General features: G+C 35.9%; 15 protein-coding genes. 4 read left to right on the plus strand and 11 right to left on the minus strand.

What is annotated here, in order from left to right; all coding sequences use genetic code 11:
• Positions 1–18 precede the first annotated feature (18 nt).
• The 4 genes from WAX78_RS04415 to WAX78_RS04430 all read right to left on the minus strand — a co-directional run bounded on the left by WAX78_RS04415 (position 19) and on the right by WAX78_RS04430 (position 4,709).
• Positions 19–858 (minus strand): GNAT family N-acetyltransferase, encoded by an 840-nt coding sequence (locus WAX78_RS04415; protein ID WP_336481051.1) that lies wholly within the window; start codon positions 856–858, stop codon positions 19–21.
• A gap of 71 nt (positions 859–929) precedes the next feature.
• Complete coding sequence (argH, locus tag WAX78_RS04420) at positions 930–2,438, minus strand: argininosuccinate lyase (protein ID WP_336481052.1); 1,509 nt, start codon at positions 2,436–2,438, stop codon at positions 930–932.
• A gap of 100 nt (positions 2,439–2,538) precedes the next feature.
• Positions 2,539–3,648, minus strand: coding sequence for a serine hydrolase (locus WAX78_RS04425; RefSeq protein ID WP_336481053.1), 1,110 nt, complete (start codon positions 3,646–3,648; stop codon positions 2,539–2,541).
• Positions 3,649–3,761: 113 nt separating this feature from the next.
• Positions 3,762–4,709, minus strand: a complete 948-nt coding sequence (locus WAX78_RS04430) for a nucleoside hydrolase (RefSeq protein ID WP_336481054.1) — start codon at positions 4,707–4,709, stop codon at positions 3,762–3,764.
• Positions 4,710–5,088: 379 nt separating this feature from the next.
• On the opposite strand from WAX78_RS04430, the gene WAX78_RS04435 reads away from it, so the two are divergent.
• A complete protein-coding gene (locus WAX78_RS04435; RefSeq protein ID WP_336481055.1) occupies positions 5,089–5,463 on the plus strand; it encodes a DUF3888 domain-containing protein in 375 nt (124 codons plus the stop codon).
• Positions 5,464–5,618: 155 nt separating this feature from the next.
• Here the strand turns inward: WAX78_RS04435 and panF are convergent, their stop codons facing one another.
• On the minus strand, positions 5,619–7,058 hold the full coding sequence (gene panF / locus WAX78_RS04440) for a sodium/pantothenate symporter (RefSeq protein ID WP_336481056.1): 1,440 nt from the start codon (positions 7,056–7,058) through the stop codon (positions 5,619–5,621).
• A gap of 2 nt (positions 7,059–7,060) precedes the next feature.
• Positions 7,061–7,339: a YhdT family protein gene (locus WAX78_RS04445; RefSeq protein ID WP_336481057.1), complete on the minus strand. Its 279-nt coding sequence runs from the start codon at positions 7,337–7,339 to the stop codon at positions 7,061–7,063.
• A 430-nt stretch (positions 7,340–7,769) separates the two neighbouring features.
• Here WAX78_RS04445 and WAX78_RS04450 point away from each other — a divergent pair, with 430 nt between their 5' ends.
• Together WAX78_RS04450 and WAX78_RS04455 are read left to right on the plus strand one after the other, a co-directional pair.
• The gene (locus WAX78_RS04450; RefSeq protein WP_336481058.1) at positions 7,770–9,254 is read left to right on the plus strand and encodes an aldehyde dehydrogenase family protein; all 1,485 of its coding nucleotides are present in this window, start codon (positions 7,770–7,772) and stop codon (positions 9,252–9,254) included.
• Positions 9,255–9,747: 493 nt separating this feature from the next.
• Complete coding sequence (locus tag WAX78_RS04455) at positions 9,748–10,254, plus strand: hypothetical protein (RefSeq protein ID WP_336481059.1); 507 nt, start codon at positions 9,748–9,750, stop codon at positions 10,252–10,254.
• Positions 10,255–10,480: 226 nt separating this feature from the next.
• Here the strand turns inward: WAX78_RS04455 and fabG are convergent, their stop codons facing one another.
• Positions 10,481–11,221: a 3-oxoacyl-ACP reductase FabG gene (fabG, locus tag WAX78_RS04460; RefSeq protein WP_336481060.1), complete on the minus strand. Its 741-nt coding sequence runs from the start codon at positions 11,219–11,221 to the stop codon at positions 10,481–10,483.
• 134 nt (positions 11,222–11,355) lie between these two features.
• Here fabG and WAX78_RS04465 point away from each other — a divergent pair, with 134 nt between their 5' ends.
• Complete coding sequence (locus tag WAX78_RS04465; protein WP_336481061.1) at positions 11,356–11,505, plus strand: YfhD family protein; 150 nt, start codon at positions 11,356–11,358, stop codon at positions 11,503–11,505.
• Positions 11,506–11,525: 20 nt separating this feature from the next.
• Here WAX78_RS04465 and shc read toward each other — a convergent pair whose 3' ends face one another.
• The 4 genes from shc to WAX78_RS04485 all read right to left on the minus strand — a co-directional run bounded on the left by shc (position 11,526) and on the right by WAX78_RS04485 (position 15,262).
• On the minus strand, positions 11,526–13,385 hold the full coding sequence (gene shc, locus WAX78_RS04470; RefSeq protein WP_336481062.1) for a squalene--hopene cyclase: 1,860 nt from the start codon (positions 13,383–13,385) through the stop codon (positions 11,526–11,528).
• Between the two features lie 100 nt (positions 13,386–13,485).
• Entirely contained in the window at positions 13,486–13,911 is a 426-nt protein-coding gene (locus WAX78_RS04475; RefSeq protein ID WP_336481063.1) for a divergent PAP2 family protein, read from the minus strand.
• A 78-nt stretch (positions 13,912–13,989) separates the two neighbouring features.
• Positions 13,990–14,919: an EamA family transporter RarD gene (gene rarD, locus WAX78_RS04480; RefSeq protein WP_336481064.1), complete on the minus strand. Its 930-nt coding sequence runs from the start codon at positions 14,917–14,919 to the stop codon at positions 13,990–13,992.
• 94 nt (positions 14,920–15,013) lie between these two features.
• Positions 15,014–15,262 (minus strand): DUF1294 domain-containing protein, encoded by a 249-nt coding sequence (locus WAX78_RS04485; protein ID WP_336481364.1) that lies wholly within the window; start codon positions 15,260–15,262, stop codon positions 15,014–15,016.
• Positions 15,263–15,296 lie beyond the last annotated feature (34 nt).

Below are 15,296 nucleotides of genomic sequence, written 5' to 3' on the forward strand. Positions count from 1 at the left end.
CGCTATTAGCGAGTTTTTCTATTGTTTAGATTTTAAAAATAATAGAATTGACTCCATAATTAGTTCATAACCAATTTCTTGATAGATTTTGTTAGATGTAGGATTAGCTAGATCAGTATATAATGAAGTCGTTGCATACCCATTGTCTAACATACATTGACTGAGTGCTGATACACAGTTTAAAGCATAACCTTTTTTACGTTCTGCCTTTGGAGTATATACAAAATTAATTGTGATATTACGCTTTGTTGGTCTTGTAACAGCTGCCATTGAAACTAATTGTCCTTCTACTTCCCATCCGAACAGGCGCTGACTTTCAATTAATTCAACAGCAGTATGCACCGCTTCTTCCTTTGTAATTGATAAATTTACTTCTTCACAAAAGCAGTATACCCAATCTTCGATTAGATCTTGTTCTTTTAATTCTATTCGACGGAAAACCCCATTATTTCCGGCTTTTTTCATTACCTGCTTTAACCCGTATACCCCTTGCTTCATTTTGATTTGAATCGATTTATTTTGAAAATCCGCAAGTTGTTCTGCTAAGCATTCTATCATCTGTTTTTCCCCAATTAATCCGGGCACATTAGGATATGCAATTGCTAGTTGCTGTGCAATTTCTCTTATTGCATCCTTTTCTAAAGGCGCAGACTTTGCTACAATGGCTTGCTGATGATGCGTTTGAAGCATAACGAATACAAGCTCTTCCCCTTTTGTAGCCGTTGCCATAAATAAGGGAAGCTGCGAAGACCGTAACACACCTAATATTAAATTATTCTCTTGTTCATATGCTTCTAAAAAAGGAAGAATATCATTTTTAAATTGTACAAAATTCGTATATACATTTAGTTGTATCACTATAATCTCTTCTTTCTTTCCTAATCTATAGTGATATATTGGCGATTTACAAGGTAAATCCTTCTTTTATTTTATAAATGAATGATAGTTGCAACAAGTTTATTGACTTGTTCTTCAGCTTCAGCAAGTTGTTTCTTCACGTTCTCTAGCCGCTCTTCCTGCTTTGAAACATTCTCTTTTCTCTCTTTAATCATTCGCTGCATTTGTTGTAAACTCGGTCCACCGTATACAGTTCGCTTTGCAACAAACGAATGTGGTGAAATGATTTCACTCCACTCCTCTTTTGTTAATACAACCTGTAATTCCTTCTGTAAATACATATTAATATCAAAAATATTTAGTTCGTGTAAATCTTTTTTCTGTTCTTCTGAAAGTTTAGCTATATAACTTGCTGTATAATGAGCACGGCGAAATGGAATATCATACTGCCGGGTTAGTGTATCAGCTAACTCAGTTATGGTAATTGCATGCTTTCTTGCACGACTTTGTAATATTTCCTTTTCAATTGTCATCGTGCGCACTACCGCATTCATTACACAAATAACTCGAATCGCTTTCTCAAACCCTTCATATAAATGGGGCTGTAAATCATCTTCTGTATCGACAATATCTCCAAACGGTGTATTATGAATCATTTGAAAAACAGTAGATGCTTCTCCCCAAGCGCTACTTGCAAGAGACCTTGCATGCTCAATTGATACTGGATTGCGCTTTTGCGGCATAATACTACTAATTTGTACATAAGGATTTGCAACTGTAATACCGTTATACTCTTTCGTAGCTAATAATAAAAAATCTTGGAGCCATCTGCTTGTATTTGTCATCGTCATCATAAGCGCGCTGCTTGCTTCTAATAAATAATCTGTACTTGCAATTGCGTCATATGAATTTTCAATTACCTTCGAAAAACCTAGAAGATCCGCAACACGCTTTCGATTAATTGGAAAACTTGTGGTCGCAAGCGCTGCCGCTCCTAAGGGAGATTGATTTACAGCATGATAAGCGTTCCATAAACGCTCCGTATCGCGTTGCATCACATCATAAATAGCAAGCAGATAATGACCAAATGTCGTTGGTTGCGCTGGTTGTGTATGTGTATATGCCGGCATAATCGTTTCCATATGTTCCTCAGCTCGCCCTAGAATACTCTCTTGCAGTAGCATAAAATGCTCGATGTATTGTAGGAGATAACGTCGTAAGCTCATACGATACATCGCCACCCCCATATCATTTCGACTTCGCCCAATGTGCATATTGCTAACCATATCACTGTCTGCTTCTTGTTGAATCAGATGCTCAACTAGAAAAAAGAGATCTTCATACTCTTTTCTGTATACTAGCTCGTCTAATGGGACAGTTTTTACTTTTTCTACCGCTGCTACAATTTGCTTAGCATTTTGTTTTTTTAGCAACCCTTCTTCTAGCAACATAATGACATGCGCATGATGAATTTGAAACATGTCATCCAATAAATAATTCTTTTGAAAACAGAATATATGTTGTAGTATACAATCAGCATATGTTCTCCCCGGAAAGACTACACCTTCTCGCTGTAAAAACTCCTCGCTTCCCTCCCGCATTTTAAATAACTCCCCTCGCTTATTAATTATTAATCATCATACCCAGCTCCTAAAAAAATGTGTTTATCCAAAGAAAAAAACCGATGTATATACATCGGTTTCACTTAATAACAGTTGCTTTATATTTATCGTTTTGTAATATTTGAAAATGTAAATTTGATAAATGTTTACGCAATTCAGCACTGTCTTCCTCATTTATATTATTTGCCAAAAAGACAATTTCTGTGCAGTTTCCACGTTTGTCTGTTGCATATACAGCTTTAGATAAAGACCATGGCGTATACCCATTTTTTTGACCTGCATGTCGAAAATGTTGACGATACTTTTTCCCTTCCATATCTGATTCTACAAGTTGTGACCATTCTTTTTCTTCCACTTTTGTAAAACCTTTTTGATGGTTTGCTTTCTCTAATAAAATCATATAGTCATTTGCAGAAGCAGCCGGAAGTCTATCTGACCAAATTTTCTCGTACTTTTCTCCTAAGAAAAGCGGAATTTCATTTTGTAGTTGCGGACCTTTTTGTTTTAAACGCTCATGTATCAGCATCGCATAACGACAATATTCTTCTTGCGGCATCGTTCTTAACGTATGTGCTAATTGTTGCTTTGGAACATGTAATTCCTTGTATAGATAGCCCGGAATATACAAAGATGAAACAATTGGGAATAATGGCTGATGTGATGGTAATCCCAATTGTTTTATATTTCCATTAATATTCTCTATACCAAGGCGGTCCATTAAATACTCTGTATTTGCATTTGAGCTAAATTTCATCATTCCTCTTGCTACTTGTTCTAGCGTAACTACATTTTCTTCTAAAAGTCCTTTTTTCATTAAAACATTTTGCCATTTCTCATGAGCACCGCCATCCGTATTTGGAACGTAATAACGATTAATATCGTCTATCGACACAAGCTCATTTGGATCAATTTTCCCTTCCCCTACTTGTTTTGTAAACTCCAACGCGACAATGAGCTTCATCGTACTCGCTACAGGTAATACAACATTAGGGTTTATAGAATACACCAATTTATCATTTCGCATCACTAGCAATGCGCTGTTTTTTTGATCTTTATTTTCTTCTACAAATGATGCAACATATTGTGCATCATCATTATTTGAACTCCATGCTTTTTTCACAAAAAAATTACTTGAGATAATAAATACAAATAAACAAAGTATTCCTATACATAACCCAATTGTCTTCAAATGGAATTCCTCTCCTAAACTTTGTCTTGTAATCTATTATAATATATTATTCATATGCAAAACAATAGAGGCAATCTATAAACAGATCGCCTCTACTATAACTTGTATACTGTCTACGTCATAACTCGAATAAAATCTTCAAGAAATTTTTTATAATGTAATTCCCAGCCAATTCTGACCCATTTTTTCATCGATTCTGCCCTTGGCTGTGGTCTAAAGTCGGCAATACTTTCACCTTTTGCAAGACCATCAATATCAACTTGAACACGACGATATACATATTCTATCAAGGAAGGATTAGCAACAGCCATCATTGTTACAACATCATGAATTGGACTTCCAGCTATGTTCGGATTTAATTTTTTATAGGCTTTATAGTAATAATTAAAAATTGGTTCGATTAATTTATTAAAATTTGTTTTTGCATTCTTTGTAATATATGTAACAGTATCAGGAGTAATGACTGCTTCATTTGTTACGTTCAGCGGAATTAACGAAACATTCTCAGCATATTGCATTACTAAATTTGAAGCAATCGCATCTCCGTGAAAATTTGCTTCTGCAACAGAGGTAACATTGCCAGGAACAAGAAATGCCCCACCCATTATGTAATACTCTTTTACGCTTTTCATCAATTCTTTCTCTAAAATAAAAGCCGTTGCTAAGCTTGTTGAACGCCCTGCATCAACAATAATAAGCTCTCCTTTATATCTGTTAATAATCTCAAATATCTCACAAAACAGTTTCACATTCGCTTTAATTGTTTCAGGTGGACGAATAGGTCCTAATCCTTCTGGTCCATGTATTTCTGGATAGTATGTTATAAATTCTCCTGATAAAGGAATTTTTGCCCCATTAATAATTGGAATATCTTCTCTTCCAGCTATTTGCAATAAATAAGCAGCATTATTTGTCGCCTGCTCTTGAGTAACGTTGCCATATCCTGTTACAACACCAACAATATCAATATCAGGATGTAATAACCCATACATGATTGCTAACGAATCATCAATACCAGGATCTCCAAGGAACAGTACTTTTTTCAAAGCATTCAACTCCATCCTATCAACTGCTATTACTATATGAATGAAAAAAAATGTACAGAAGTAAAATGCAAATGATTTTTTTAACAATATTTATGTTAGTAGCAAGTTATAGCGTTGGACATATTGTGTTAGACGCTTATTTTCAAAAAACTATTTCATAAAAAAGAACTTGAGATGGACGATAACAACAAAGATACCATCATGACTTCGTTACAACGTCGCATTAAGATGCTGTAACACCAATACAATCAGTTGCGGGAGCAATTAAAGGTTGCTTAAAAGCACATATCATACAAAGTACCGAATGTTATTTTCGTGTTATTTCTTCAGCTAACACATACTATTTTATCAAGTGGAAAGGCTACCTGATGAAATAAGGAGGTAGCTTAATAATATGAAATACAGTTTCATCGTCATTATGATAACATTGTCAGTTTTAGGATTAATCTTACCGAATCGAGGAAGCACTAAAACCAAGGAAATCAGTGTCGAAGAAAAACATACTGATTTTTATGATGCTTTTTTAGTATTGTTAGACCCTTATGCCAGAGAAGTGATTAATAAAAAATATCCAAATCGTAGTTATGGATTATGGAATGCAGAAATATTAGAGGTTACACGAATAACAGGTGGATTTTCTCAATTTGATTTTATAGTAAAAGTTAAATACGACACTTATACGGGGCCGCATAATCCACCAGAAGGTCCTGTTACTATAACTTTTGATGTGAAAATTGAAGGGGTTACTGTAATTGAAATCAAAGGGTAATTTCTGAATTTATTATTCAGCTAACGGATGCTTTACTTTAATAAAAAGGACAATACATATTAGTTATATAAAATATGTATTGTCCTTTATTAATCGAGATTTTTTTAATTTAGTTCTTAATAAGAGACAACTCTTGCTCTTTTTATAAAAAGATTTTAAATTCGTTGCAACTTACGTGAAAACAACGTGCTTCCTATAATATAAGCAATAAGTGCTAAACAAACTGGAAATACAACCGTATGAACACCAAAAGGATTAGGAAGCAGCAAATGAAATCCCATATAAGAGCCAACTCCAACAACAATCGAAGCAAGTGCTCCTGTAGCATTCCCTCTTCTCCAATATAATCCAAGCACAAGCGGCCAAATGAACGCTGCCTCTAAACCACCAAAGGAAAATAAATTTAACCAAATTAAAAAATCAGGCGGTTTAATCGCTGCAGCATAAACAAGTAATCCAACAATCGCTGTAATCCATAGCGTTCCTCTTTTTACTGTTCGAGCAGCAGCATTTTCGTTTATGTAATTTACATAAATATCTTTAATAATGGAAGAACTCACAAGTAATAACAATGAGTTAACTGTCGACATAATAGCTGCCATCGGAGCTGCTAAGAAAATACCAGCAAGCCAAGGAGGCAATACTTTCATCGCAAGCAATGGCATTACTTTATCAGGCACACTCACTCCTGGTAAAACAACACGGGCAAATACACCCGTTAAATGCATACCAATCATAATTGTACCGACGACAACAGTCCCAATAATTAAAGCTTGATGCATCGCTTTTGAATTTTTATAAGACATGGCACGTACACTAATTTGCGGCAAACCTACCACTCCAACACCAATCAAAATCCAAAACGAAGACACATATACCTTTGTTAAACTCCCATCTACGCCAAATGGTGTAATTAAATTCGGATTAATCTGTACAAGCTCGTGCATAATATTTGAAATACCACCGCCTGCAATAATCGTACCAATTAAAATAATTGTCGTACCAAGCAGCATAATAAGACCTAGTATTGTATCCGAAAGCGCAACAGCACGAAATCCGCCAATCAAAACATAAACAAGTACAAAAAACGTAAAAAGAAATAAAGACGTTGTATAAGAAAGACCTGTTAACGATTCAATTAATCTTCCGCCGCCAACCCACTGCGCAACGGTTGCCGAAAACAAGAAAATAATAACACATAACGCTGATAAAATAACAACAGCTTTATTGTTGTATCTTCCTTTCAAGTAATCAATTAACGTAATAGCTTCCATTTTTCTTGCAGTAATCGCAAATTTCTTTCCAAGTACAGTTAGTACAATGTAACCCGTTACAACTTGTATAGCCGACAACAATACCCAACCAAGCCCCATGTTATATGCAATTCCAGGTCCACCGATAAAGCTACTTGCACTTCCATACGTCGCAATCATCGTCATTGCTAATAATAGTCCACCAAGTTCGCGCCCGCCTAGAAAATACTCTTGCAAAAATTTGTTATGCGCAGTCGTTTGAACACGTCTCGCCGCATATACACCAATTAAAAACACAACAACAAAAGATAACATCATTGGAATAATTACATACCAGTTCATTTTCATTCCTCACTCTTTTCTTCCTCATCAAACGAAACATCTTGAAATACGAAACGGACAACAAATACAATAAGTAAAACCATTACAATAAACCCTACTATACAACTATAAAAGAACCAGGCCGGAAACCCTAGTATATATGTATATTCTTTTGGATTGCCACTACCTAATCCATATGCGAAACCGTACCATATTAGAAAGTTGATAACAGCAAGTCCAATTCCGATCCACGCTTCACGATGTGCGATGCGAAAACGTGGGTCATCATGATGTTGATTCATTTTTTCTCCTCCTTTCACGATGTATTATTGTACCATTGTTTGTATCGTTTTTCCTATAAAAAAAGCAAAATGAATATCTCTTGTGAATAATATTAGACTTACATTATAAAATTACATATTTTTAACAATTTTAATATAAATGAGATTGAAATTTCTGAATTTTTAAGTTACGATTGAAATTAGATGTCCTTCACCTAGTTTATACCGCACTAACGGTCAGTAAAACTACCCTCTCAGGATTTTAAGAGAACAAAAAAGATAGATGGGAGATAACTGTCCGTAAGAGCCCAATTGATTCGACTAAGCATCAGTGGACAATGAAGAAAAAACACTGATGGAAGTTTCATTTTATCCCGCAACTCCTCTTTTATTTGGAATAAATGCAGTATTTTGCTGCATTTACATTATATATTTTTAAGGGGGTTATACAATGAGTCAACTAGCTGTGAATCTCCATGAAAAAGTAGAGAAATTTTTACAAGGAACAAAGAAACTATATGTAAATGGAGCTTTTATTGAAAGCGCTTCCGGTAAGACATTTAAAACACCAAATCCAGCAACTGGCGATACGTTAGCTGTTGTATATGAAGGCGGTCGTGAAGATATCCATAAAGCAGTCATAGCGGCACGCCAAGCATTTGATGAAGGACCATGGTCACGTATGAGCGGAGCTGAGCGCAGCCGCTGCATGTACAAGCTTGCTGATTTAATGGAAAAACATAAAGATGAGCTTGCACAGCTTGAAACACTTGATAACGGAAAACCAATTCAAGAAACGACAACTGCAGATATTCCTCTTGCAATTGAACATATGCGTTATTATGCCGGATGGGCAACAAAATTAGTCGGTCAAACAATTCCTGTTTCAGGAGATTATTTTAATTATACACGTCATGAACCCGTTGGTGTTGTTGGTCAAATTATTCCATGGAACTTCCCGCTTTTAATGGCGATGTGGAAGTTGGGTGCAGCACTAGCAACTGGATGTACCGTCGTACTAAAGCCAGCAGAACAAACTCCTCTTTCCGCACTATATTTAGCTGAACTGATAGAAGAAGCTGGATTTCCAAAAGGTGTTATTAACATTGTACCTGGATATGGTGAAACAGCTGGTCAAGCTCTTGTCAGTCATCCTCTCGTTGATAAAATTGCTTTTACAGGCTCAACTGAAGTTGGAAAACACATTATGAAAGAAGCATCCCAATCATTAAAGCGCGTAACATTAGAGCTTGGTGGTAAATCACCAAATATTATTTTACCCGATGCTGATTTATCACGTGCAATTCCAGCAGCGCTTTCTGGTGTTATGTTTAACCAAGGACAAGTATGTTGTGCTGGATCTCGCTTGTTCATTCCAAAGAAAATGTATGATAATGTTGTTGCAGATCTTGCCTTATACTCAAAGAGCTTAACGCAAGGATCTGGATTAGATCCACAAACAAATATTGGTCCCCTCGTATCAGAAGAACAACAAAATCGAGTAATGGGCTATATTGAAAAAGGAAAAAATGAGGGAGCAGAAATATTAGTTGGTGGAACTAAACCTTACGAACAAGGTTATTATGTTGCTCCAACAATTTTTGCAGCTGTACAAGATGAAATGACAATTGCGAAAGAAGAAATTTTTGGTCCTGTCGTTGCTGCAATGCCATTTGATGACATTGATGAAGTTATTGAACGTGCTAACAAATCAGCATATGGATTAGCTGCTGGTTTGTGGACAGAAAACTTGAAGAATGCGCATTATGTTGCAAGTAAATTACGAGCTGGAACAGTGTGGGTAAACTGTTATAACGTCTTTGATGCGGCCTCTCCGTTTGGAGGTTATAAACAGTCAGGTCTTGGTCGTGAAATGGGTTCTTATGCGTTAAATAACTATACAGAAGTAAAAAGCGTTTGGATTAACTTAAACTAAAAAAGGTTTTGCCAATTGTTTTATTTAGATTCAAGAAATTTGAATCAATCTTTGTTTCAGCAAGAGCAAATATATAATGTTACACATTATATATGAATAAAAGAAGAGGATAGATACAAGCAGAATAATTCTGTATGTTCTATCCTTTTTTTGTACCACAAATGCCCTCATTTACCACAACATTTGTATTGGCTGTCCTCAAATAAAGCCCCGATTGTTGAAAAAAACATTTAATGAAACTTAGAGTAATTTAGCCAGGAGAACTTACATTTTTGGATCTCGCCACATGCCCATCAACCTAACAGAACAGATTGCCCCCAAAGTGATAAAAATGAGCCTTACTTCTATAAAAGACACAAAATTTTCATTCAGGGGTATTATAAAATCTTAACTTGATGGCGATGGGACTAACCCCAGAAAGATCTAAATTCCGCAATAAAAAGCAGAATAATTTAATAAACTTTGAGAAAAAAATACCTTTAGAGGTGATTTTATGCGTATATTATTTCTTAGCTTTTTGTTTCCGTTGATTCTGCTATCACATACCAATGCCACATTTGCTGAAACGGAATCTAACCAATTAGAAAAGCAAATAAGTTCATTTATGTCGGGCTTGCAAGCAAAAACACCTAGACAAGCTATAGAATTGTGGATATTAGGTGTGAAAAACCGAAGCGGTGCTGTTCAATTCGCCATGTTGTCACCGTCACTTCAGCAACAGACACAGAAGAAATTCGAGCAAAGTGGTTGGGTAACCGGGCAATCAAGTCCGTGGGTTGATAATTTCCGTTTTGTAAAAGTAGATAAGATTAGTAATACAAAATGGAGATTTACAATTGCATATGATTTAATAACCTCATTTTCCAAAGTTGAAAAAGGACAAAAGATTATTACTGTAGAAAAAAATCCAGATCCAGGCAGCACTAACTGGTTTATAACCAAGATAACTTCAAAATATAACCCTTCTGGGGCATTTACCCCTGCCGAAACTATAATTTAATCAAGCATATTTTGAAACTAACGAGTTTTGATTAAACTTTTTTATAAAACTGAAAGATTATTTAAAAGAAAGGATTCATTTTGACTAAACTATATCCAAAATGAATCCTTTTAATTTACTGTTAAATACGTGTTTCCAAGATACTTTTGATCAAACTTTATTTCAAAGCAACAATTAAGCTAAAAGGATAGAAAGACCTTTTCCCTGCTTTATGCCTTACTTCTTTTTATACTTGTAACCCACCACTTACGTTTAGTACCTCTCCAGTAATGTAAGAAGCAAAATCTGATGCTAGAAAGGCAGCTGCATGTGCAATATCTTGCGGTGCTCCGATTCGCCCTGCTGGAATGGCTGCAATCATCTTTTCCTTTACTTTATCCGGTATAGCTTGCGTCATATCGGTATCCATAAATCCAGGACAAATTGCATTACATGTAACACCGAATCCAGCTGCTTCTTTTGATGCTGTTTTTGTAAGCCCAATTACACCTGCTTTAGCAGCCGCATAGTTTGCTTGACCGATATTTCCTTGCCAACTAATTGAAGAAATATTAATAATACGTCCATATTGTTGTTTACGCATATGCAAAAGCGCTGGTTGCATACAGTTAAATACACCCGTTATATTTACTTGCAATACTTGCTCCCATGCTGTTTTTTCCATTTTATGCAACATTGCATCTCGTGTAATTCCAGCATTATTTACTAAAATATGCAAAGCACCGTATGTTTGAATCGCATATTCAATTAGCGATTTTGCATCCGTATGGCTGCTTACATCACAAACATACGCCCCTACATCATATCCTTCTTGCAACAATTGTGTTGTCGCACTGTTTAAAGCTTCTTGATTAATATCGCTTAGTAATACTTTCGCTCCTAAAGCGCCAAATACACGTGCAATTTCTTTTCCAATCCCTTGCCCTGCACCTGTAACAACAGCTGTTTTCCCCTCTAAAAAATTCATCTTTCTCCCTCGCTTTTTCTATGTATTTTCTATATATTTCGTCTTATATATTTCATTCTCCTTTTTTGCATAAAAAAGTCTATTTGTGTCACACTATAATTGCAACTTAGCAAAACACAAGGAGATTGTGTGAGATGAAAAATAAGAATTTACAGCAAAACAAAGTGTCTGATGGCATTGATGTTGAGTTTTCTCAAGAACTCGCTGACCAAGATGACTTAGAAGCTCAAGCTCGTGCAGATGCTGCAGATGCACGTCAAAAACACCAACCAAACAAAAAATAAACCGAGGACATATTCTCGGTTTATTTTTTGTATTTTTTTACATAATGCGCAAAGGTAAGTAAGGGAAATAAACGATGATAACTATGATAACGAATATAAAATTCCCCAGGCAATCCTGCTCCAGTCGGATATTCAATATGTTCTAAAGAATGCTCTAACAAATAATTGATTCCCTTTTGAATACATGCTGTTTCTGTATCATGCAAAGCGATTAGGGCATCTAAAGCCCATGCCGTTTGAGAAGGTGTACTAAAAGGTATTGAAATAAACCGCTTTTCTTTACTACTTCTACACGATTCTCCCCATCCACCATCACGATGTTGAATCGTTTCTAACCACCGCGCTGCTTTTTCTAACGCTGGATGATTTGCTGGCAATCCGTTTGCCCGCAGACCTGTTACAGCAGCCCATGTACCATATATGTAACAAACTCCCCATTTTCCATACCAAGAACCATTTTGCTCTTGAGTACGGAGGAGCCATTGCATTGCCCGTTGTAAATCATTTGTACTTATTTTATTTGGCGCATACGTTCCAAAAAACTCAAGCACCCTCCCTGTTAAATCTGCTGTAGACGGATCAAGAATCATATCTTCTGCACTATCGAGAGGAACATGCGTAAACATATGCTTATCAACATCCTTCTCAAACGCTCCCCAGCCTCCATCTTTATTCTGCATTCCAAGAATCCACTGTATCCCTTTATTCCAAGCTTGTTTTACTTTCTTATCTTTCTTCGCAATGTAAGTAAGTGAACGTAGCGCCGCTGTTGTATCATCACAATCTGGCACAATGGTATTCGTATCAGTAAATCCCCATCCGCCAGGAGGTAAAGAAGGTGCATGAACATGCCAATCCCCATAAGAAGTATGCTGCTTCTTTAATAAATAACGATTTGCTCGTTCAATCATCGCATCATCTTCTGGCACATTTGCTTCTTGCAGAGCATAACTTAAAAGAGCAGTATCCCACACTGTTGAAGGTGTGTTTTGCAAATGGGCACCATTTTTTGTATTCCATATGTACGACTGTATCCCTGATACAGCTTTCTCAATAATAGGAGAATGTATAGAATGACCGAGAGCAAGGAGAGCGTAAATCATATAAAAGGTAGCGCTCGCATAAGTGTAAAGCGTTCCATTTCCTTCTATACGTTCTAGCATAAAACGTTCCGCTGCTTTATATCCTTTTTGATGAAGAGAATATGGATAAGAAATGAGCTTTTTCCCTTCTGATAAAATTGTTTGCAAAACAGAAGAGCGTTTATTATGAAACCAATTTGATTTATTCGCACCCACTATGTAACTAAGATTAGGAATAATATTTTCTTCTATTACAAATTTCTTATTCATACAAATGAGCGTAGGAACGAAATGAATACGTGCAGTATTACTCAATTCATACATACTAAACGGGGAATGATCCGGTAGAAAGAAAAAAGTCATGGGAAAATGAAACAATGCAGGGTAACCGTATTGCCCATGTAAGGCTAACATAAACTTCGTCATAAAGTGAGCGTTTGTAATGCCACCTTGTTCAAGAATAAATTGTTCTGCACGACGCATCATACGGTCTTCTTTCTTAAATTTCCTAGAAGCTAACAATGCAGTATACACTTGAATTGTAGCAGAAAGATTTCCATTCAGCTCATCTTCATACAATTTCCATGTCCCTTCATTTGCTTGTAAAGAAATAAGTCTTGCTACAAAGGGTTCTATTTCTTTTTCTTTTTTTAACGTGCGTAACAATAGAATCATCATACAATCCGTAAGCGGGGCTCCTTCAAAGCAAAAGCGCCATGTTCCATCTCTATGTTGCATCGTACGTAATGCTGTAACCTGTCGCTCCATTTCATATTTCACTTTGTCATGTAGTAGCATAGATACCCCCCTCTTCACTGAATCCATATACAATATTCCATAATTTACGTAAATATGTGTAAAACAAAAAAAGCAAAGTGAAGTTCATTCTTCACTTTGCTTACGAACAATACCAAATCGCAACAACAATTCCTAAAATCGCCCCGACAACGACTTGATATGGCGTATGACCGACAAGTTCATTCAATTTTTTATAATCCGTTTGTCTTCCATGAAAAAAGTCATTTAAAATTTTTGCTTGTTTACTTACAGCAAGTCTCACTCCGGATGCGTCATACATGACAATAATCGCAAAAATCGTCGCTATTGCAAATACGGAGCTCGTAATTCCTTCTTCAATCCCAATTGCTATTGCTAATGCTGTGACAGTAGAAGAATGAGAACTCGGCATTCCACCAGAAGCAAAAAACTGTGCAAAATCAAATTCTCTCTTTTTTACTAAAGTGATTATAACTTTTGTAAGTTGTGCTAAGAACCAAGCAATCACTGCAGACATTAATGGATTGTTATGTAAAATTGTTTCCATAATTTGCACCTCACCGCTTATAATGGAATATCCTTACTTACATTATAAAGAAAACGGCATACATAATACTATGCCGTTTTACGAAACTTTTGCAGATTTATTTTTTATAAATTTCGGCTGCTTATTTAACATAAATTTCGTTTTCGCTATCGAAAATGTAAATAACGCAATCCAAATAAAGAAAAATGCTATCATATGAGTCCCTGTAAAATGTTCATGAAAGACGAAAATTCCTAATACAAGACTGATTGTCGGTGCAATATATTGCAAAAATCCGACCATTGATAACGGAATAAGCTTTGTACCTTTTGCAAAATATAAAAGCGGTAATGCAGTAACTATACCAGCACCCGCTAAAAGTAACGTCGACGTAATTGAAACTGATCCAAACGAACCAATTCCTTGAACACCTAACATCCCTAAATACACAAGAGCAATCGGCATTACAATCATCGTTTCCATCGTGAGCCCAATCATTGAATCATAATCTAATAATTTCTTTGATAAACCATATAAACCAAATGTACATGCTAACGAAATCGCAATCCACGGAATGGATCCATAGTGAACTGTTAAAACTGCAACCCCAAATGCCGCTAACCCTACGGCAATATATTGCCAAAAATTAAGTTTTTCTTTTAAAACGAGCGTGCCAAGTAAAATACTAACAAGCGGATTAATATAATAACCTAGACTTGCTTCGATTACATGATTATGATTAACAGCCCATATGTACACAAACCAGTTTCCACTAATTAATATAGAAGCAACAGTTAATGACATGAATAATTTAGGACGTTTAAAAAGCTGCGCAAGCTCATTCGTAAATTGACCAAAACGTTTGCAAACCAATAAAACAAGTAACATAAAAGCGAATGCCCAAACGATGCGATGAGCTAAAATTTCTTCTGCAGGAACTTCATCTACCAATTTCCAATAAAGCGGCAGAATTCCCCACATCATATATGCACTTGTCGCATATATGATCCCCTTTTTTTGCGCTTCCATTTGACTCCCCTCTTTTCTTTTTTCTTCATTATAAAGTGTCCTTCTACCTTTTTACAATTTTCCGCTACATAACTTTTTTACACGGACCACCTTACTATAATATCCAAAAGATATACGCCCCCGCAGCCGCAAGAAATGGAATACCAAACACAAACTTATTTTTATGTGTTTTATGATGAAACACATACATCCCAATCCAAGCTCCAATTCCTCCCCCTGCTGCAGCGACCAAAAACAACGTACTCTCCGGCGTGCGCCACTGTTTCTTCTTTGCTTTTCTTTTATCTAGTCCCATCATCATAAAAGCGAGAATATTAATAAATACAAAATAACTCCATTTCAGCATATTATTAAACCTCTTTCATACATTTTTCAAT

This window comes from Bacillus yunxiaonensis, from assembly GCF_037104695.1.
GTDB classification, from domain to species: Bacteria; Bacillota; Bacilli; order Bacillales; family Bacillaceae_G; genus Bacillus_A; species Bacillus_A yunxiaonensis.

Bases quoted from the DNA above. Each gene is read 5' to 3' on its own strand.
- fabG (WP_336481060.1), bottom strand. From the start codon at position 11,221: ATGAATTTTTTAGAGGGGAAAACAGCTGTTGTTACAGGTGCAGGGCAA.
- WAX78_RS04475 (WP_336481063.1), bottom strand. From the start codon at position 13,911: ATGGAAACAATTTTACATAACAATCCATTAATGTCTGCAGTGATTGCT.
- rarD (WP_336481064.1), bottom strand. From the start codon at position 14,919: ATGGAAGCGCAAAAAAAGGGGATCATATATGCGACAAGTGCATATATG.
- WAX78_RS04455 (WP_336481059.1), top strand. From the start codon at position 9,748: ATGCGTATATTATTTCTTAGCTTTTTGTTTCCGTTGATTCTGCTATCA.
- WAX78_RS04435 (WP_336481055.1), top strand. From the start codon at position 5,089: ATGAAATACAGTTTCATCGTCATTATGATAACATTGTCAGTTTTAGGA.
- WAX78_RS04445 (WP_336481057.1), bottom strand. From the start codon at position 7,339: ATGAATCAACATCATGATGACCCACGTTTTCGCATCGCACATCGTGAA.
- WAX78_RS04465 (WP_336481061.1), top strand. From the start codon at position 11,356: ATGAAAAATAAGAATTTACAGCAAAACAAAGTGTCTGATGGCATTGAT.
- shc (WP_336481062.1), bottom strand. From the start codon at position 13,385: ATGCTACTACATGACAAAGTGAAATATGAAATGGAGCGACAGGTTACA.
- argH (WP_336481052.1), bottom strand. From the start codon at position 2,438: ATGCGGGAGGGAAGCGAGGAGTTTTTACAGCGAGAAGGTGTAGTCTTT.
- panF (WP_336481056.1), bottom strand. From the start codon at position 7,058: ATGAACTGGTATGTAATTATTCCAATGATGTTATCTTTTGTTGTTGTG.
- WAX78_RS04450 (WP_336481058.1), top strand. From the start codon at position 7,770: ATGAGTCAACTAGCTGTGAATCTCCATGAAAAAGTAGAGAAATTTTTA.
- WAX78_RS04430 (WP_336481054.1), bottom strand. From the start codon at position 4,709: ATGGAGTTGAATGCTTTGAAAAAAGTACTGTTCCTTGGAGATCCTGGT.